Raw genomic sequence first — 17,215 nt, forward strand, 5'->3', positions numbered from 1 at the left:
TATGGCGACTTTTTTGGGTTTTCCTGCCGCAAGTAATCGTTCATATGTAGTCTTAAAAACAGGGTTACATTGGATGGCAGACATCATTGCCATATACATAACGGTTCTAACTTGAGTCCGACCTCCTTGTATTATGCGCTTTCCTTTGTAACGACCACTTTCTCTAACGATGGGTGCTACACCAATCAAACTAGAGGCTTGTTTATTGGTGATGTAACCAAGTTCGGGGACGTTACTGATGATGGATGCGGCCAGTATCTTACCGACTCCAGGCATGCTTTGAAGTATCTCATTCTTAGTCTGATATTCAGGAGAGATATCGATGAGCTTTGTGATTTTAGCTTCTACTTTTTCAATTTGATTTTTAAGAGCGGTTAAGATGGGCGTAATGGTTGAGGCGATGTTCTTTGGCAATATTTGTAGTCGGTTTCTTTCCATGGTCTGTATGGAGAGTAACTGATTTCGCCTTGATACTAAGTCACTCATTAATCGGATATTTTCGGCTTTTAGCTCGGTTAAGTCAGGCTGAACTTTCTCAGCATAGTGGGCAATGAGCGCGGCGTCTAAACGGTCGTTCTTAGCTCTTTGTCCGATAGCACCAGCGAACCTTTTTATCCTCAAAGGGTTAGCGATGACATAGGGTAGCTTTGCTTGGTCACAAGCAAGGATGAAGGGCATTTCTAATCGTCCAGTAGCTTCAATCACGACACGCTGAGGTTGGTGTTTAGCGATAGCTCTGACGGCTTCTTTAATGCCTTTGTCATTGTTAGGAACGGTGAAGTAAATGTCGAGCGGACGGATATAAATATCTAATTGTGATTTGCCAGTATCAACGCCGACATTAATGTTTTGAAGTGTGTTTGTATTCATAATAAGCTAACTCTTGCTTGCAAATGCGGGCTCGAGACCCAGAAGACTATTCGAGTGTGGTGCTTGGAGTTCTATCTGACGTTCGAACTTGTTATCGGTCTCTCGATAGAGGAGCCATCATTTAATCGAACTATCAGATAGAAGAACTTTAGTTGCAGCTAAAGTCTGGGTCTCACCTTACCCGATTGGTGAGCTTATTATCCATACAAGCGTTTAAGACAGATTCGCAACGCTCGGCATTTTTGGTTTGAATCAGCTTAAGTGTTTACGGCACAATGGTTTAGGTCTTGTGGTGGCGTTGCTCACTACTTAACGCGGCGTTAGGTTTTTGATTGTGCTTGGTCACTCATTTGTCTGATGAATATTGACTTGACTGTCTACTCATTGCTCTAATTAAACAATGAGTTAGATACAAGGTATTGAAATGGAAGTTGTACAAAAAAAAGGCAAGAATAAATTCACGTTCAGTTTCGGAGACGATCGGTTTAATTACGGCTACGAGCAATCGTCGGGTAAAGGTGATGTAGATCTTTACTACGGTGACTTGCCACATAAAAGTTCAGAGATCATTGAACAGAATGAATGGCTGAGAAATGTAGGCATTCTTTGGATTGTAATTGGTGTTTTTCAAAGTGGATATGGCAGTTTTACGCGTGAAGCATTTTATTTAGATCCAATGTGGATCTTAATCGGTGGTGCTTGTTTAATTTGGGCGGTTGTATCAAAAATTACCTACACAGTTTATAACACTGATGAGGTTAACGTCCTTATCATACAAGATAAACAGCATGATGCAGTAGTCGATACATTGATGAGTCGACGTAAAGAGCAGCTTTTAGCTTGGTATTCGGATATTAACATGGAGAACGAGTTGGCTAATGAGATCAACAAGTTTAAATGGTTAGCTGAGCAAAAAGTATTAAGTGAAGAAGAATCAAAGCAAAAGATAGAAGAAGTAAAATATTACCATCAAGAGCAAGGTGATACAGAAAGAGTTCTTAACTAGTCATAAACCTAACAATCTGTTTAAGAGTGATTCGCAACGCTTGGCATTTTTGCTATGCGTTGCGTTATTGTGTTTAAGGAGAGCTATGGATATCGCAATAGAAGATAGCGAGCTTACTTTTAAAGCGAGTATATTGATTCTCGATGAGCTCTTGCATTTAAGGTGCGATAACTTCTCAGTTCAACTGAACATATCACATGATGGAAGTAGCTCTAAGCGACAAAAGCAGTTTAAAACTGACGTTGCTGAGTACTCTCTCGGTAGCTTTACCAAGGGAATATTCTTCTTTAGTCATAAGACTTGCAGGTTTAGTGAAACATCGGAACATTATGCTTTTAATCGAAACACCATTCCTATTATTTCAAGAGCAATGGGAAGAGGCCTCATGTGCTTTAAGGCAGATTTAGAGTGGGGAATTAGTGAATGGCAGTTTTATTCGGGTAATGTCTTACTTGCGGGTGCGAATGTTAAAGATGACTACTTTTTTATGACTGGAGTTGAACAAAGGTTTGTAGACTTACTTACCAATGTAAATATTCCAATTGTAATACAAACATAACAAGGCGTTAGCTACATGAGGAAAATATGTTCGAAAATCACAATAGATATACTAAATTTTCGTATTGGCTACTTGCATTAAGTAGTTTGTCTGGTTTTGTTTTTATGGGAATATTTGTTCCTAGCATAGTGGAACAGCCGGTTTTTATTTATGTTCTAGTCGCGCTATTAACTTTAATGCTTATTTTGAATACATATTTTGCATACCGTATTTATCATCATAGTGTGCTCGCGTTAAAGTGGTGCTTATGGCTATATGGTTTGCAAATCATTGGTTTTGAAACTAGAGATTTAGCATTTGGCTTAACTTTTGGTTTGAAGTTTAATATAAGTTTGAATTATGAAGTTACGACTATAACCATCAACTTATTCGCTATGGCAATATGCTTTATACTACTGAAGGCGTTGCGTAGTGTAAGTAGCTAACAAAGCGTTTAAGGAGGATGCTCAACGCTTGGTGGTTTCAGTTCACATTCAGTCTTAAGTGATTATGGCACAATGGTTTAGTGTGGTGGAGGCGTTGCTCACTACTTAGTGCGGCGTTAAATTCTAATTTGTATAAGAGGAGTCAAAAATGGAACATTGGCCAAAACCAAGAGAAATCGTTAGAAGCGGGAACTTTCCATATATATTTACAATCTATGATGACTTTGAGTATCAAACTGAATGGGAGCTTGAAAAAGCTTTTGACTCCAAGTGGTTAAAAATTTCAATCGATGGGTTAGTGACGGTTAAGGCTAACGAAAATGGTTATAGTTGGGATGGTTGCACACCCAAGGTGAGTGTTCTCAATTTATTTATACTTGGTGTCCCAGACGGACACGTAAACTATAGAACAATGAAACCGTATACTTACTATGCGTCTCTAGTCCATGACGCCTTATATCAATATCTAGATACAGTACCAATATCTAAAGCTGAAATAGATTTGCTATTTCTTGAGATGCTAGGTGACTTTAAGCTAAGAAAACTGTACTACATTTTTGTTTCTAAGTTTGGCGGTAAAAAAGTTGTACAAAAAGGAATTTAACAAAGCGTTTAAGACAGATTCCCAATGCTTGGCATTTTTCATTCTGTCGTTGGGTTTTGTGTTTACGGTGGTAAGGTTAAGTTTAGTGGTAGCGTCGCTCACACCTTAATGCGGCGTTATACCTCCGAGCCTCTCCAATTTGGGAAATGATAAATATTTGATATGCTATCGGCTATTGTATGTAAATGAATGGACACTATGAATAAACTATTAACGGAGTGCTTTTATTTCTCCAAATCTAATGTCGGCTCTATTTTTAAACTTTTTGGGCCTTATGTAATTGTCACGTCACTGCTTAGCCCTTTTGTAGAGTTGTTTTATGATTGGGGCAACGTTTTTTACCTTGTGGCAATAAGTTTTATTCACACTTATTTAATGGTTCGTTTCATCAAGTTTATGGCTTTTGCTGCTTCCGGTTCCCCTAAAGAGCAAACGGTCTCTTTGAATGAGTGGTGGCGGTTATTAGCTGTATACTTTTTCTATGGTGTAGCTGTTTTAGTTGGCTTTATAGCGCTTATCGTACCGGGTTTATATTTTGCAGCTAAATATGGGTTTGCAGACTTTGAGGCGATTTTAAACGACAAACCAGCATTTTCGGCATTGGGCGAAAGTTGGAAAGATACGAAAGGTATAGCTGGTAGGTTAATGATGGTTACTGCATTGATTGGCGGCTCACAAATATTGTTAGGTTTCGCATTTGGCCTTGTTGGTGATTCTTCGACGTTACTATACATAGCATCCGAAATTTTGTATGGGCTTATTTCGACTAGCTTAATGATATTCATGTCTGTTGTTTATTTTAGGTTGTATACAGAAGATCGCACGGATCAAGAAGCATCATTGGAAAGCGAGGCCTAACAAACTGTTTAAGAGTGATTCGCAATGCTTGGCATTTTTGCTATGCGTTGCGTTTTGTGTTTAAGGTGTCATACGGAAGCTCAGATATTGCGTTGCTCACACCTTAACTGGGCGTGAGTATTCGACAGGAGATAACATGTACATTTTGGTAGTAAGTTCGAGCTTGGATCCAAATAGTCGAAGTCGTCAAATCGCTAAGCTATGTATTGACGAACTACAATCGCTGGATAGACAAGTTGAATTTGTTGATTTGGCCGAACTTAATGTGCCAAATTTTGACAACGACAAAATATATCAGACGGAACAATATAAGGCATTACATAAGCTAACGTCTGAGGCGAGTGGTATTGTTTTATGCAGTCCAATTTATAATTGGGGATGTTGTTCTGAGTTAAAAAAATACATTGAATATGTTGGGTCTACACCTCCTGATGGTAGCTTAACTGGCGCACTCTTCGATAAAGTGGTGACGTTTGTAACCTCAGCGGGTCTACCTCATAGCTACATGGCTGACTCTGCGCTCTCGACATCACTAAGCATTGATTTTAAGTGTATTATCAATCCTTACAACTTGTATGTTCATAATCGTCACTGGGTTAATGATACCCTTTCGGATGACAGGCTACCTAGGCTTGAAAAGTCTATGAAAGTAATGGATGAGCTCTGTAGTTTATTGAGTGCTAGAACATATAAGTCTGGATGGGAACTGTAATGTTAACAATAAATTTAAGAGTGATTTGTAACGCTTGCGATTTCACTTCGATTTAAAATTAGTGTTTACGGTGCAATGGTTCAACTTGGGTGTTATAGCGCTGTCGCGCCTTAGCGAGGCGTTAATCATTGAAATTACGCGTGAAGCTGGTAATTAGTTCTCATCTTTTGTCGCTCGTTTACCCTAAGCTGTACAGGTTAATTCAACTTTAGGTATTCGCTATGAGTTTAGAACGTCATGGAATTACAATAGGTATTGAGCGCATTGGCTCTGAATCTGTTTTAGTGTTTAAGGCTACAGGTAAACTCACTCACGAAGACTATAAAGCTATTGTTCCAGTCTTGAATTCTAGTTTAAAGGGTATCAATTCAAAGCATATAAAAATGTTGGTCGACATTACTGAGTTCTCAGGTTGGGAGCTTCGGGCTGCTTGGGATGATTTTCAGCTTGGGTTAAAGGTTGGTCTTAAAATTGAGAAAATAGCCATTTATGGTGATAAAAATTGGCAGGAGCTAGCCGCCAAAGTAGGCAGTTGGTTTATATCAGGTGAAATGGAATCATTTGCTAACTACGAATCGGCGGTGAAGTGGCTGGCTGATTAACACCACAAAGCGTTTAAGACACGCAACGCTCGGTATTTTCGGTGTGCGTTGAAATTAATGTTTATGGGCACAGTTGCTAAAATCTGTGGTAGCGTTGATCACACCTTAACGCGGGGTTAGATTTTCCTTGCGACTAAGTGCACTGACGCTATCATATTGATTTTAAGAAGAGTCTTATCGTTTGGTTATATTTTTAAATGGAACATCCAGTTCTGGGAAAACAACATTAAGCCATGCACTTCAACAGGCTTTGGCCGATGTTTACCTACATGTCTCAGTTGATACTTACCTGTCTCAAATCGCTCAATGTGACCTAAATAATTCCACGTTAATGGAAAATCGATTTTCAAATATCGTTAATGGTTTCCATGAATCAGCAGCCGCTATTGCACGTGCAGGAAATAACGTCATCGTAGACTACGTACTTCAGCAACCAGAATGGTTAGGTGCATGTGTTAAAGCGTTTGAAGGTATGCCTGTGGTTTTTGTTGGCGTTCATTGTCCTCTAGAAGTACTAGAAAAGCGTGAATTGGCTAGGGGGGACCGTAAACAAGGAGCAGCCCGCTTGCAGTTTGATCGCGTACACAGTCATCGTACTTACGACCTTGAGTTAGACACATCAAGCTTAAGCGTTGATGCTTGCGTATCAAAAATTATTACGTACATTGAAAATGGCTTGAAACCTTTGGCATTTGAAGGGCTGAGAGGGCAAGAAGAAATTGGACAACAAAGCTAACAAACAATTCAATCAGATTCGTGACGCGTGGCATTTTTACTATGTGTTGCGTTTAGTGCTTAAGGTAACCTACGGTGGCTTCGGTACTGCGTTACTTACACCGTATTAGGGCGTTATGCTCTTTGCCGAAAATAGGAAGTTTTATGGACCAAAAAGCAGTAGAGAAAGCAATCGAAAATATCAGGCTCAAGTCTCAAGGTACTGATTCTTCAATGGTTAGTGCTGTTACAATTAACTTCCATCCTGATCGCTTTACTGCTGGGAATAAGCCAATACTTGAAGCAATTGCACAAGACGGCTGTCTGAAATCCCAATTTGAAACAGGTACCAGCAATGGCGGTTTGACGGCGCATGTTGGGGGGGAACGCTGGCTTTGGGAGCAAAATGTCTTTGACGGAGCATACGATGACGCTCCAAATAGTCTTAGACCAAAATATGGAGCTCTAAATTTTAGAAACTACGAAACAGGCGCATCTCCTCGCTTTGGGTCTTCATACTTCCAACTGAAACCGCATGTTTCTACTCGAACAACGTTTTGTTATCCAGATAGTTATTTCGAACCTGAAGATTTTGCAATTTTCAATCGAGTTAGCCCTCTAATAGATAAAGCGCTAGCTTCAAATTCAGACTTGCTAGACGACTATATCGAAGCTCATATACATGGCGAAATCTCAGTAAAAGACGACATCGAATGTCTTGTACTCGATCCAATTTTTCGCGCTAGCCCTATTGAACAGCAAGCTTTGAGCTTGGGTATTCCGGTCAGATGGCATAATGGTTATGAGCTTAGCCTTGAAGAAATGAATCGTTATCCTGACTATCGAGGTCAGAAGTATATAGAACTAGCTAAAGAGCTAGCTCAAAATGGAAGCATAAATGCAAAGATACTGGGTTTAGCGGTTACCAAGCAGGGCTATGAAGAGCAAGATGTTAAAAAAGTATGGCACTACTTGGCTAGGTTTGGCTATAAGTCAGCACGAGCATAACAATAAACTTAACGCAGCGTTATAACAACAAGGAGAGTTCAGTGAAAATAACGGTTTTAGATGACTATCAGGGTGCGGTTAGAGCGCTAGATTGCTTCGAGCTACTATCAGGCCATGATGTGTCCATTTTGAACGAAACACTCCCTGAGTCAGAGTTGGTAGCCGAGCTCAAAGACGCAGAGGCTCTTGTCCTAATTCGAGAACGTACGGTCATCACAGAGTCTCTTCTCGCTCAGTTGCCCAACCTAAAAGTTATTAGTCAAACAGGAAAAGTTAGCAATCATATTGATGTCCACTTATGTGAAAAGTACGGGGTCAAGGTGTTGGAAGGTCGTGGTTCTCCGGTTGCTCCTTCGGAATTGGCGTGGGCACTTATTATGGCGGCAAGTCGCCACATACCAACTTATTCAGCCAATCTCCAAAACGATAAATGGCAAAACTCAGGTGTACTCGGTTTGGGCCGAACTATAAAGGGCTTGAAGCTTGGAATTTGGGGCTACGGAAAAATTGGACAACGAATTGCTCAATATGCAAAAGCATTTGAGATGTCAGTGGTTGTGTGGGGTAGTGAACAATCAAGAAATCTTGCGCTTAAACACGGATTTGAATCCGCCGCATCAAAGGAGGCATTCTTCTCTGGTTCGGATATCGTGTCACTTCACCTACGCTTGAATGAGGTCACTAGGGCGAGCGTAACAGCCCAAGACTTGAGTTTAATGAAATCCGACTCTCTGTTTGTGAACATCAGCCGCTCAGAGCTTGTCGAAAGCTCTGCGCTATATAACGAGCTGGTAGCAGTACCGACTAAGCGAGCCGCCGTTGATGTATTTGACAATGAACCAGCATCGCTTGATAACGAGCCTTTATTGTCATTGCCTAACGTAACGGCTACTCCACATTTAGGATACGTCGAGCAAAACAGTTATGAGCTTTACTTCAAAATAGCATTCGAGAATATTTTAGCTTTCGAGCAGGGTAATGCATCAACATCGGCATCGAGTAAATCATTGCTGTAAAAAAGTAGAATAACAAATCGTTTAAAACACAATAAATTAGCTAAGGTGTTAGAGCTGTTCGAACCTTAGTTTAGCGTTGTGCGACCCTATGAGATGAACGAAAGAGATTAAATATTATGTATAAAGTCGGCGTTGTTTTGTTTGATGATTTCACTGATGTAGACTTCTTTCTTATGTATGACTTGCTTGGGCGAACGCCCGATAGTTGGACGGTTAGCATACTAGGGACTAAACCTGAACATTACTCCCATCTTGGTATCAAGGTTAAAACTGACGGACATGTTTCAGAGGTAACGGATCAAGATGTAGTTCTTATCACGAGTGGTAAACGTGGTATACCAGCAGCCATGAAAGATACAGGATTTATGTTGGCGCTAAATCTAGACCCAACTAAGCAGCTAATAGGTTCGATTTGTGCGGGATCATTCATCCTTCATGAACTCGGGTTACTTAAAGGTAAGCCGTTAACGACCAATCCAGACGCTAAGAGCGTTCTGCAAAATATGGGTGGAGACGTTCAAGATCTACCTCTCGTGGTAGAAGGTAGTGTAGCCACTGCTGGAGGTTGTCTTTCACTGATGTATTTAATTGGTTGGGTGGCAGAGAGGCTATTCGATTCTGATAAACGTAAAACTATACAAAATCAACTCATTCCAGCTGGGCAGTTAGAGCTTTTTGAAGACCTCATTACCACTACTATTCAATCAGCAGAGCTAGAAGGTTCGCGCAGCAAAGCGTCAAAGGTTGATTCGTAACGCTTGGCGTTCTAGGGCTCGAAGATAAAAGGAATTTATGTGGAAATCAGGGTCGGGGAATTAACTGATATTGCAGCGATCACAGACATATTCAATTATTATATTGAGAATACTAACGCGCGTTTTGAGGAGTGTGCATTCACCCAAGAAAATCGAGAAAATTGGTTCTCTCAATTTTCGCGCGATAGTAAGCATCAACTTTTCGTTGCTACAGAAAATGGAGAATTGTTAGGCTTTGCATGTTCCCAACCTTATAGGGAGATTTCAGCATTTGAGGACACTGCTGAAGTTACCGTGTACCTAACTTCGACAGCAAAAGGGAAAGGAGTGGGCTCAAGCCTATATTCAAAACTATTCTCATCAATTTCTGGTTATGGAGTTCATAGGGTACTGTCCGGTATTGCATTGCCCAATGACGCCTCAGTCGCCTTGCATAAACGTTTTGGTTTTAGAGAAATAGGCGTCTTTAACGAGTATGCTAAGAAAAATGGAAAGTACATTAGCTCGGTTTGGTTAGAAAAGTCGCTAAACTAGAGTTCCGCTTTGTAATGAGGGGGTTAAGGTTGAACCTCAACGCTTAGTATTTTGGGTTTTTAAATCGACTTTTGTGTTGTCGACACAATGGTTTAGGTTTGTCAGTCGTGTTGCTCACGTATGCATAGGAAAAGGTTATGACTATTACTGGTGAATGCTTTTGTGGTGAAATCAAGTATAAAGTCGAAGGTAGTCTTTATGACGCGCGTTCTTGCCATTGTTCCAGATGCCGCAAAGCATTTAGTTCTCAAGCTTCTGCTTACGCACTTGTTAAACAAGGTGAATTTGAGTGGGTTAGTGGTGAGGAGCTTCTAACTTCTTATGTCGGTGAGCATGGCTTTGGGCTTCAGTTTTGCTCGAAATGTGGATCAACGTTGGTCGGTGTATATAAAGGCATGGTTCATGGTGTTACCTTAGGTTGCTTAAATGGAGATCCCAATATTCAGCTAAGTCGCCATATTTATGTAGATTCTAAAGCGTCATGGGAACTCATCGCTGAAGGTGTACCCCAGTTCAAGGGCGCGCCTCCAGAAAATGCGTGACAAGAAATTTAATCGAATTCGTAACGCTTGGCGCATATATTTTGAGCCAGTTTATTGCTCATAACACAAAGGATTAGCTATGGTGCGAGGGTTGCTCACGCCTTAAGAGATTGTTAGAAATTAGAAGGAATATTCATATTGAACGCTCACGAATGTGTCTCTTTCATTATGCTAAATGGTTCAGAAGTTCTCTTGGAGAAACGGAGTGAGCACAAAGAACCCGATCCTGGTTTAATCACTATCCCCGGTGGGCATATAGAAACTGGAGAAACTTCAGTTCAAGCTTTGTTTCGTGAGGTCAAAGAAGAATTGAATGTTACGCCAATTACATATCAATATTTGTGCTCACTATTTCACCCAACTGAAGAGCTACAACTAGTTCACTACTTTATTGTAAGCCGCTGGGATGGCGAAATTCAGCCCTATGAAGCAGAGGGCATTGAGTGGCGTGCTATAGAGTCAGCGGCGGTTGAAATAGCAGCTGACAAAATAGCCTTAAAAGAACTAGTGAGGGTTGCTCCTCATCTTCAGATTTTAACAATCTGATTAAGATTGACTACCAACGCTCGGCACCTTTGATTCTAGTCAGCAAGAGTGTTTAAGGTGGTTATTTGAATTGTCGCAATATACGCTGCTAGCCACTTAGCATAGCGTGATGTGTATAAGCGAATTTATCCGATAAAGGTTTTAAAAATAAATGGATGTTAACGACTATATAGAACACAACGAGTTTACAGAGCTTGCAGATAATCAGTTAGATATCAGCGAAGTACCTGATGATATCCCGGGTATATGTAAGTTTGTTCAAGGGAACCTTATTCATTCGTATTGGCTTGAACACTATGATGTAGAGGTCCACTCGTCGGCCAAGCTTACGGAAATGCAGACTCGTTATGCTAAGGATTTGGTATCTTTAGCAGTATTGAAATCGGGCGAACCTTCTCATGCTTTCAAGAAACCAAATCATAGGGTGGTCAGCATCTGTAGAGGCTTTTCAATAATGGTTTGCTCAATTTTAAGGTCAAAAGGCGTCCCAGCTCGAATAAGAAGTGGATTTGCCACTTACCTAGCTCAAAATCACTTTGAAGATCACTGGGTTTGTGAGTATTGGGATAGTGACAAGGGGTGGGTAGCTGTTGATGCTCAACTTGACGATGTTCATCATCAAATCTTGCAGTTTGATTTTGATCCTTGTGACGTGCCAACGACAAACTTTATAGTCGCAGGGAAGGCTTGGAAGTTATGCCGTGAAAAATTGGAATCTGCTGATAATTTTGGTTTTCGGGATTTCAAAGGCTTAGCCTTTATCAAGGGGAGCCTTATCCGTGACTTGTATGCATTATCGAAATTTGAAATGCATACGTGGGATACAGGTTGGGGCATTTTACCCCATTTCATAAGCCCTATTTCGGGAGAGCATGAACTCACTCTGCTTGATGAGCTAGCAGATGCTAGCTGTAATTCAGATAGCACCAAAGCTCTAAAGTTGGTTGAATCTTGTAAGGAAATAAAGCTTCCAACTGATTGGGATTGCTCAAGGTTTCCGACATTAACTGAGCTATACGCCTCACTGTAGGCGCAGAATACATACAACAATTTGTTTAAGAGTGAATCGCAACGTGTGGTTTTTTCTATGCGTTGCGTTTAGTGGTTAAGGTGGTATACGGCGGCATCGGTAATACGTTGCTCACACCTTAAGGCCGCGTTATACCATAAGGTGAAGAGGAAATTATGCAAGCAACAATTGAAACGAAAAGGCTAATTCTGAGACCCTTCACTGAGCTTGATGCAATAAGAGTCGCGGAACTAGCGGGTGAAAAAGTCATCTCGGATATGACAGCGAATATTCCGCACCCATACCAGCTAACAGATGCTAGTGACTGGATTAGTACGCACCAAGATCTATTTAACACCGGCAGAGGCATCGTTTACGCTTTGGTTTTAAAGAGTAGTAATACTCTAATTGGTGCAGTGAGTTTTCCTCGGCTTGAAGAGGGAGAAGGAACACTAGGGTACTGGTTGGGTGTTCCTTTTTGGGGAATCGGTTATGCTACAGAAGGGGCGAGAGCACTTATTGAGTATGCTCAAGAGAATCTAGGTTTGAGCAAGCTCAAAGTCATGCATTTAACTGAAAATGAGCGTTCGAAATCAGTGATAAGTAAGTTGGGTGCAACGTATGTTGGTACCAAAAAAATTCGAGCTCAAGGTCAGTTGCGTGAGGTGTGCGTTTATACCGCGCAGTTGTAAATTCACTTAGTAAAACGTTGTTGGCAGATTCGCAAGACGTGAGGGTAAATAGTGGAGGTTGTGTTCGATGAATATTGAAACTCAAAACTTGAATATCCGACATTTTTTGGACAAAGATGTGGAAGATGTTTATGAGTATATGTCTGATAGTGAGACTACGTTCTACTTACCTGAAGGGGTTTTGACGAAAGGTGATGTGATAAAGTTCATCGAAAACAACTCTAAAGCGTTCGCAATTTGTCATAAAGAGAGCGGTAAAGTAATAGGGCACGTAGAATTTTTTGCTTGGTTTGGCGATCATACTTATGAGATTGGCTGGGTTATTAATCCCCGCTATCAGAACAACGGCTTTGCGTATGAGGCCGCCTCTCAGACACTAGAATATGCATTTAAAACACTTGGTGTTCATAGAGTGATCGCGACCGCCCAACCAGAAAATAATGCTTCTTATCACCTCATGGAAAAACTGGGAATGGTGCGAGAGGGCTATTTCCGCCAGTGCATCCCCAAAGGGAATGACGTGTGGTGGGATGAGTATTTTTACTCAATATTGTTGTCTGACTATGAGCAACATTGTCAAACTGCGCTTTAACAATCAGCTGAAGGTTAGCTAACGCGCTCGGCGATCTGACTTATTGTGAGCCTAGTTGTTTAGTAGCATTGTTTAGGTAAGGTGGTTTGTTGCTTGCACCTAAGCGCTACGTTTGTTGTTGCCCCAAGCAGTGAACTCATGTACAAGTTAGCTTCAAATTTAATAGGAGTTAAGTTGCATGAGTTTAGTTATACGCCAGGTAACGTTAGATGACGCTGAGGGTATTACAAACGTCCTCAACCCAATCATTGTTGAAGGCTTATACACTGTATTGGATACGACCTTCACACCGGAACAAGAAAAGGAGTTCATTGCTCATTTTCCAGAGCGTGGTGTATTTACTGTTGCCTTGTCTGATGGTGGCTCGAAGGTCATTGCTTTCCAAAATATTGAGCCATTTGCGCAATACACAAAGGCCTTTGACCATGTCGGCATTATTGGTACGTTTGTATGTGAAAGTGCTCGCGGCAAGGGAATTTCTAAAAAACTCTTCAGCTCGACTTTCGACGTTGCAAAGCAAAAAGGTTATGAAAAGTTGTTTGCGTACGTCCGCAGCGACAATGAGCGAGCTTTATCTGCATATCTAAAACAAGGTTTTGAAATCGTAGGTACTGCGAAGAATCATGCAAAAGTTCGTGGAGAATATGTAGACGAAGTCCTAATTGAGAAGTTTTTGTAGGCGTCGAGTAGCTAAAAAACATGAGGTTTAAGGGAGATTGGTAGCATTCAGCGCTTTTGGTTTGAAATGAATTAGGTGTACGCGACACTATGGTATCAACTGGATGGCTGCGTTGTTTACTGGTTAGTTAGGCGTTAAGCTGCAAGCAAGGATGGTGGAATATCAAAGTAGATATATATGATGTATTTGGTGGAGAATCTGCTTCGGGTAACCCTTGTGGTGTATTAGAACTGGATAAGTGGCCCACAGATGAAGAGTTACTGAAAATCACTTGTGAAGCGGGGCTACCTGTCACCGCATTTGTTGTGAAGAACAGTGAAAAATTTCATATTCGCTGGTTTGCCATGGACGGGGAAATTAACCTTTGCGGACATGGAAGCTTGGGGGCTGGCGCTGCAATTATTTCTAAGTACAAACTCGACAAGGTAGATTTTAGTAGTAAGTATGGAGAGGTGTCGGTTGCTATAAATAATGGATTATATGCTCTTATACTACCAAGTTGGACTGGTAGAACTTGTGGCGTTCCATCAGAAATTATTGACTTGGCGGTTGACACTATAGAGGCATTTTCAACGCGAGACTTAGTCTTAGTGTTGCCTTCAATAGAGTCAGTAATGAGTTTTCAGCCAGATGATGCTCGTTTTAGGCAGTTAGATGATCATCACGCTTTAATCGTGACAGCTGCTAATGGCTCAAATGGATATGTTTTAAGATATTTTGCTCCCAAAATCGGCATACCTGAAGATATGGCGACAGGCTCTGCACAATGCTCTTTAGGACCGTATTGGTTTAAGAAACTTGGTTATGAGTCTTTGAATGTCTATCAGCTTTCTTCATCGGGTGGCTATTTTGAAGTAAGGCGTATTTCAGAAGATTCAATTGAGTTGTTAGCAAGCGCAAAATTGCGAGAAACTCTGTAACAACCAATTTGTGATACATTGCATTACGATACGTCGTTAGGTGACAAAGTACAGTGCATACTGTGTATTCGTAGTCGGAGAGCTACTTTAAATAGACATAACATTCAGTAAATTGCTTAACCAAACTATTAGCACCAGATCGCGTGCTAGTTTAGAGACAAGGAGTCCATATTGTTCAAGCTCTATTATTATCCAAACAATGCGAGTTTAGCTCCTCATTTTTTGCTTCATCACTTAAACGCAGACTATGAGTTATTGTTAGTCGATAAAAAGTCAAACTCTCAGAAATCGGCAGATTATCTTAAGTTAAATCCCGCAGGACGAATTCCAACATTGGTGGTGAATGAACAAGCTATTTTCGAGAGCCCTGCTATTTGTATTCATATCTGTGAGCTTCACCCGGATTCGACCCTAATGCCATCAATAGGCGATCCTAATCGACCTCTGTTTTTCCAATGGCTCGCATTTCTTAACAATACGCTGCAAGCTGAGCTTATGGTTCGTTATTATCCTCATCGTCATACCAATGATGAATCGACCATTCCAAACGTTGTTGAAGCTCAAGACGAAAGAATCGCTGGTGCACTATCAATTATCAATGATCAGCTCGCAAAGAATGAGTACCTGTTGGGCAAGACGCTAACAGCGTGTGACTATTTCTTATTCATGCTAGCGGAGTGGTCATTGCCAGTTAAAAAGTCACCACTTGCTTTTGACCATCTAGCCGCATATTTAAAGCGTTTGTGCTCAAACCCCACCATTAGGGACGTTTGCAGAATTGAAGGTATAGACCTTACGCCATTTGAATCATACTGATAGGAGGAGGACGCGTGCTAAGAATCTTAATCTTTGTGCTCGTGGTTAATGGGTTGGTCTCTCTTGCACTGCATATCAGTGAGTTATTGTTTTCGGTACCCGAGCTGAACTTTATCAGTGATTACTTTTTTTACGCTCTGCTCATTCAATGGAGTCTTAGCGGCCTTTATCTCATTGCGAAGCCAGGTAAAGAGCCTTATTTAAGACATAGCCCTAATCCAGCGACAAGGATGGCAGCATCGATAGCCGATGAACCCAAAGCCAATGACAGTCAGTCAAATTTTGATGTTGGTATTAGTATGTTGCTATTTATTTCTGGCGCATTCAGTTTGTTAATGTGTTTTGTGCTGTAGGGGAAAGTTAAGTGAATGTAAGGAAAGCGTCGAAACGAGATGCAGGTAAACTGCTTGAGCTCATTGAGCAAAAAGCCGAGTTCGACCGCAGCATGAAAGGGTTTGACGGGCAAATCTCAACGACCGTTGAGAAAATTCAACGTACGTTATTTGGCGAGTCACCCTTTGCTCATGCTTTGATATTAGAAGTGGATGGAGAAGTGTTGGGCTTTGCACTATTTCACTATCGTTATTCATCTTTTAGCGGAGAGCCGTCAATTTGGCTTGATGATTTGTTTGTTGGCGGAAATTCTCGCTCAAAGGGATATGGCGCAGATCTCATGCAGGTTCTCAAATTAGAGGGTAAAAAGGCCTTAGCATCCCACATTTCATGGACAGCGAGCCCATACAACACCAAAGCACATAAATTTTACACAAGGCTTGGTGCTGAAATAGAACGAATGGAAGGTAAACGTCCATTCTTCCGGTGGGCACTTTAGTGATTTTAATCTCTCTTGAAAATATTACTGTTCATTTATACAGTGTTTTGTGTAATATAGAGCAGTAGTTAAAGAGAGGTTCCTAATGACATTTAAGTATGAAGAAGTAACACCTAATGCTGCCGAATTTTGCGAACTGCGCGTGGCCGCAGGCTTGTCTGCTAAATCGCTAAAAGCAGCGCAAATAGCATTGCCAAACAGTCTATATGCGATCTCAATTCGGAAAGAGGGTTCTCTCATTGCGATGGGCCGAGTCGTCGGTGATTGCGCATGTAATTTTGAGGTAGTCGATGTCGCAGTTGACCCTAACTATCAAGGGATGGGCTTAGGAAAACGAGTGATGGAATATATTGATATGTATCTCTCTTCAGTAGCGTTAGAGGGATCATACGTCTCAATGATTGCAGATGAGCCTGAATTCTATGAAAAACTCGGATATAGGCTGGTGTCACCGTCTTGCCAAGGAATGACGAAAAAATTTAAGCCACGTAACTAAAGAACAACGAAAGCACTATGCTTAGTTGGTGGAAAGTGATTCCCTTCAGTGGAACAAGGAAACGTCATGGAATACAAGGTTGTAAAAGAATATCAAGATGCGCCAGAGTCTCCCATTCAAGTTGTAACGGGAGAGGTATTAGAGTTAATTGAAGAGTCAGATCCTAAAGGAGAGTGGGCAAATTGGGTACTTTGCCGCGGTAATAACAAACAAGGTTGGGTTCCGAAACAGATTCTAGACATTGCCGTAGGTAGAGCAACAGTACTGGAAGACTATACTGCCGTTGAGCACACTCTTAATCTTGGCGAGCGAGTGGTGAAGATCTATGAGCTTAATGGTTGGATATGGTGTCGAAAAGTAGATTCTGTCGAACAGGTAGCTTGGGCTCCATTAAACCATCTCGCGTTGACCTAAAGCATTTACGAGAT

24 protein-coding genes are annotated in these 17,215 nt (G+C 41.1%); 23 read left to right on the forward strand and 1 reads right to left on the reverse strand.

The window, feature by feature from the left end; genetic code table 11:
* A partial coding sequence (locus tag AC6R00_RS14725; protein ID WP_500640910.1) for an IS110 family RNA-guided transposase occupies positions 1–870 on the reverse strand: 870 nt, incomplete at its 3' end.
* A 424-nt stretch (positions 871–1,294) separates the two neighbouring features.
* Between AC6R00_RS14725 and AC6R00_RS14730 the strand changes: the two genes are divergently transcribed.
* The 23 genes from AC6R00_RS14730 (at position 1,295) to AC6R00_RS14840 (ending at position 17,201) form a co-directional block, all read left to right on the forward strand.
* Positions 1,295–1,876 (forward strand): selenoprotein S family protein, encoded by a 582-nt coding sequence (locus AC6R00_RS14730; protein ID WP_500640911.1) that lies wholly within the window; start codon positions 1,295–1,297, stop codon positions 1,874–1,876.
* 85 nt (positions 1,877–1,961) lie between these two features.
* Complete coding sequence (locus tag AC6R00_RS14735; protein ID WP_500640912.1) at positions 1,962–2,435, forward strand: hypothetical protein; 474 nt, start codon at positions 1,962–1,964, stop codon at positions 2,433–2,435.
* A 573-nt stretch (positions 2,436–3,008) separates the two neighbouring features.
* On the forward strand, positions 3,009–3,464 hold the full coding sequence (locus AC6R00_RS14740; RefSeq protein WP_500640913.1) for a hypothetical protein: 456 nt from the start codon (positions 3,009–3,011) through the stop codon (positions 3,462–3,464).
* Positions 3,465–3,662: 198 nt separating this feature from the next.
* Complete coding sequence (locus AC6R00_RS14745) at positions 3,663–4,322, forward strand: hypothetical protein (RefSeq protein ID WP_500640914.1); 660 nt, start codon at positions 3,663–3,665, stop codon at positions 4,320–4,322.
* Between the two features lie 136 nt (positions 4,323–4,458).
* Positions 4,459–5,034 (forward strand): NADPH-dependent FMN reductase, encoded by a 576-nt coding sequence (locus AC6R00_RS14750; RefSeq protein WP_500640915.1) that lies wholly within the window; start codon positions 4,459–4,461, stop codon positions 5,032–5,034.
* Positions 5,035–5,255: 221 nt separating this feature from the next.
* Positions 5,256–5,636: a SpoIIAA family protein gene (locus tag AC6R00_RS14755; protein WP_500640916.1), complete on the forward strand. Its 381-nt coding sequence runs from the start codon at positions 5,256–5,258 to the stop codon at positions 5,634–5,636.
* Between the two features lie 181 nt (positions 5,637–5,817).
* Entirely contained in the window at positions 5,818–6,372 is a 555-nt protein-coding gene (locus AC6R00_RS14760; RefSeq protein ID WP_500640917.1) for a chloramphenicol phosphotransferase CPT family protein, read from the forward strand.
* Between the two features lie 143 nt (positions 6,373–6,515).
* A complete protein-coding gene (locus AC6R00_RS14765; protein WP_500640918.1) occupies positions 6,516–7,358 on the forward strand; it encodes a DUF3626 domain-containing protein in 843 nt (280 codons plus the stop codon).
* A 41-nt stretch (positions 7,359–7,399) separates the two neighbouring features.
* Positions 7,400–8,374, forward strand: coding sequence for a D-2-hydroxyacid dehydrogenase family protein (locus tag AC6R00_RS14770; protein ID WP_500640919.1), 975 nt, complete (start codon positions 7,400–7,402; stop codon positions 8,372–8,374).
* A gap of 116 nt (positions 8,375–8,490) precedes the next feature.
* On the forward strand, positions 8,491–9,129 hold the full coding sequence (locus tag AC6R00_RS14775; RefSeq protein ID WP_500640920.1) for a DJ-1/PfpI family protein: 639 nt from the start codon (positions 8,491–8,493) through the stop codon (positions 9,127–9,129).
* A gap of 39 nt (positions 9,130–9,168) precedes the next feature.
* Positions 9,169–9,663 (forward strand): GNAT family N-acetyltransferase, encoded by a 495-nt coding sequence (locus tag AC6R00_RS14780; RefSeq protein WP_500640921.1) that lies wholly within the window; start codon positions 9,169–9,171, stop codon positions 9,661–9,663.
* 137 nt (positions 9,664–9,800) lie between these two features.
* Complete coding sequence (locus tag AC6R00_RS14785) at positions 9,801–10,205, forward strand: GFA family protein (RefSeq protein WP_500640922.1); 405 nt, start codon at positions 9,801–9,803, stop codon at positions 10,203–10,205.
* Between the two features lie 138 nt (positions 10,206–10,343).
* Positions 10,344–10,751, forward strand: a complete 408-nt coding sequence (locus AC6R00_RS14790) for an NUDIX hydrolase (RefSeq protein WP_500640923.1) — start codon at positions 10,344–10,346, stop codon at positions 10,749–10,751.
* Positions 10,752–10,902: 151 nt separating this feature from the next.
* The gene (locus tag AC6R00_RS14795) at positions 10,903–11,781 is read left to right on the forward strand and encodes a transglutaminase-like domain-containing protein (RefSeq protein WP_500640924.1); all 879 of its coding nucleotides are present in this window, start codon (positions 10,903–10,905) and stop codon (positions 11,779–11,781) included.
* A gap of 155 nt (positions 11,782–11,936) precedes the next feature.
* Positions 11,937–12,452: a GNAT family N-acetyltransferase gene (locus AC6R00_RS14800; RefSeq protein WP_500640925.1), complete on the forward strand. Its 516-nt coding sequence runs from the start codon at positions 11,937–11,939 to the stop codon at positions 12,450–12,452.
* Between the two features lie 67 nt (positions 12,453–12,519).
* Positions 12,520–13,044, forward strand: a complete 525-nt coding sequence (locus tag AC6R00_RS14805) for a GNAT family N-acetyltransferase (RefSeq protein WP_500640926.1) — start codon at positions 12,520–12,522, stop codon at positions 13,042–13,044.
* 178 nt (positions 13,045–13,222) lie between these two features.
* Positions 13,223–13,723 (forward strand): GNAT family N-acetyltransferase, encoded by a 501-nt coding sequence (locus tag AC6R00_RS14810; protein WP_500640927.1) that lies wholly within the window; start codon positions 13,223–13,225, stop codon positions 13,721–13,723.
* 173 nt (positions 13,724–13,896) lie between these two features.
* Positions 13,897–14,643, forward strand: a complete 747-nt coding sequence (locus AC6R00_RS14815; protein ID WP_500641434.1) for a PhzF family phenazine biosynthesis protein — start codon at positions 13,897–13,899, stop codon at positions 14,641–14,643.
* A 171-nt stretch (positions 14,644–14,814) separates the two neighbouring features.
* The gene (locus tag AC6R00_RS14820) at positions 14,815–15,459 is read left to right on the forward strand and encodes a glutathione S-transferase family protein (protein WP_500640928.1); all 645 of its coding nucleotides are present in this window, start codon (positions 14,815–14,817) and stop codon (positions 15,457–15,459) included.
* Positions 15,460–15,473: 14 nt separating this feature from the next.
* Positions 15,474–15,812: a hypothetical protein gene (locus AC6R00_RS14825; protein ID WP_500640929.1), complete on the forward strand. Its 339-nt coding sequence runs from the start codon at positions 15,474–15,476 to the stop codon at positions 15,810–15,812.
* Between the two features lie 11 nt (positions 15,813–15,823).
* Entirely contained in the window at positions 15,824–16,291 is a 468-nt protein-coding gene (locus AC6R00_RS14830; protein WP_500640930.1) for a GNAT family N-acetyltransferase, read from the forward strand.
* Between the two features lie 85 nt (positions 16,292–16,376).
* Positions 16,377–16,787 (forward strand): GNAT family N-acetyltransferase, encoded by a 411-nt coding sequence (locus AC6R00_RS14835; RefSeq protein ID WP_500640931.1) that lies wholly within the window; start codon positions 16,377–16,379, stop codon positions 16,785–16,787.
* 66 nt (positions 16,788–16,853) lie between these two features.
* Positions 16,854–17,201, forward strand: a complete 348-nt coding sequence (locus AC6R00_RS14840; protein ID WP_500640932.1) for an SH3 domain-containing protein — start codon at positions 16,854–16,856, stop codon at positions 17,199–17,201.
* The last annotated feature ends 14 nt before the right edge of the window (positions 17,202–17,215 follow it).

Source organism: Vibrio sp. R10-SF1-ISO8 (assembly GCF_059833805.1).

Coding starts and splice junctions, on each gene's coding strand:
- AC6R00_RS14730 (WP_500640911.1), top strand. CDS start 1,295: ATGGAAGTTGTACAAAAAAAAGGCAAGAATAAATTCACGTTCAGTTTC.
- AC6R00_RS14735 (WP_500640912.1), top strand. CDS start 1,962: ATGGATATCGCAATAGAAGATAGCGAGCTTACTTTTAAAGCGAGTATA.
- AC6R00_RS14740 (WP_500640913.1), top strand. CDS start 3,009: ATGGAACATTGGCCAAAACCAAGAGAAATCGTTAGAAGCGGGAACTTT.
- AC6R00_RS14745 (WP_500640914.1), top strand. CDS start 3,663: ATGAATAAACTATTAACGGAGTGCTTTTATTTCTCCAAATCTAATGTC.
- AC6R00_RS14750 (WP_500640915.1), top strand. CDS start 4,459: ATGTACATTTTGGTAGTAAGTTCGAGCTTGGATCCAAATAGTCGAAGT.
- AC6R00_RS14755 (WP_500640916.1), top strand. CDS start 5,256: ATGAGTTTAGAACGTCATGGAATTACAATAGGTATTGAGCGCATTGGC.
- AC6R00_RS14765 (WP_500640918.1), top strand. CDS start 6,516: ATGGACCAAAAAGCAGTAGAGAAAGCAATCGAAAATATCAGGCTCAAG.
- AC6R00_RS14775 (WP_500640920.1), top strand. CDS start 8,491: ATGTATAAAGTCGGCGTTGTTTTGTTTGATGATTTCACTGATGTAGAC.
- AC6R00_RS14785 (WP_500640922.1), top strand. CDS start 9,801: ATGACTATTACTGGTGAATGCTTTTGTGGTGAAATCAAGTATAAAGTC.
- AC6R00_RS14795 (WP_500640924.1), top strand. CDS start 10,903: ATGGATGTTAACGACTATATAGAACACAACGAGTTTACAGAGCTTGCA.
- AC6R00_RS14800 (WP_500640925.1), top strand. CDS start 11,937: ATGCAAGCAACAATTGAAACGAAAAGGCTAATTCTGAGACCCTTCACT.
- AC6R00_RS14805 (WP_500640926.1), top strand. CDS start 12,520: ATGAATATTGAAACTCAAAACTTGAATATCCGACATTTTTTGGACAAA.
- AC6R00_RS14810 (WP_500640927.1), top strand. CDS start 13,223: ATGAGTTTAGTTATACGCCAGGTAACGTTAGATGACGCTGAGGGTATT.
- AC6R00_RS14835 (WP_500640931.1), top strand. CDS start 16,377: ATGACATTTAAGTATGAAGAAGTAACACCTAATGCTGCCGAATTTTGC.
- AC6R00_RS14840 (WP_500640932.1), top strand. CDS start 16,854: ATGGAATACAAGGTTGTAAAAGAATATCAAGATGCGCCAGAGTCTCCC.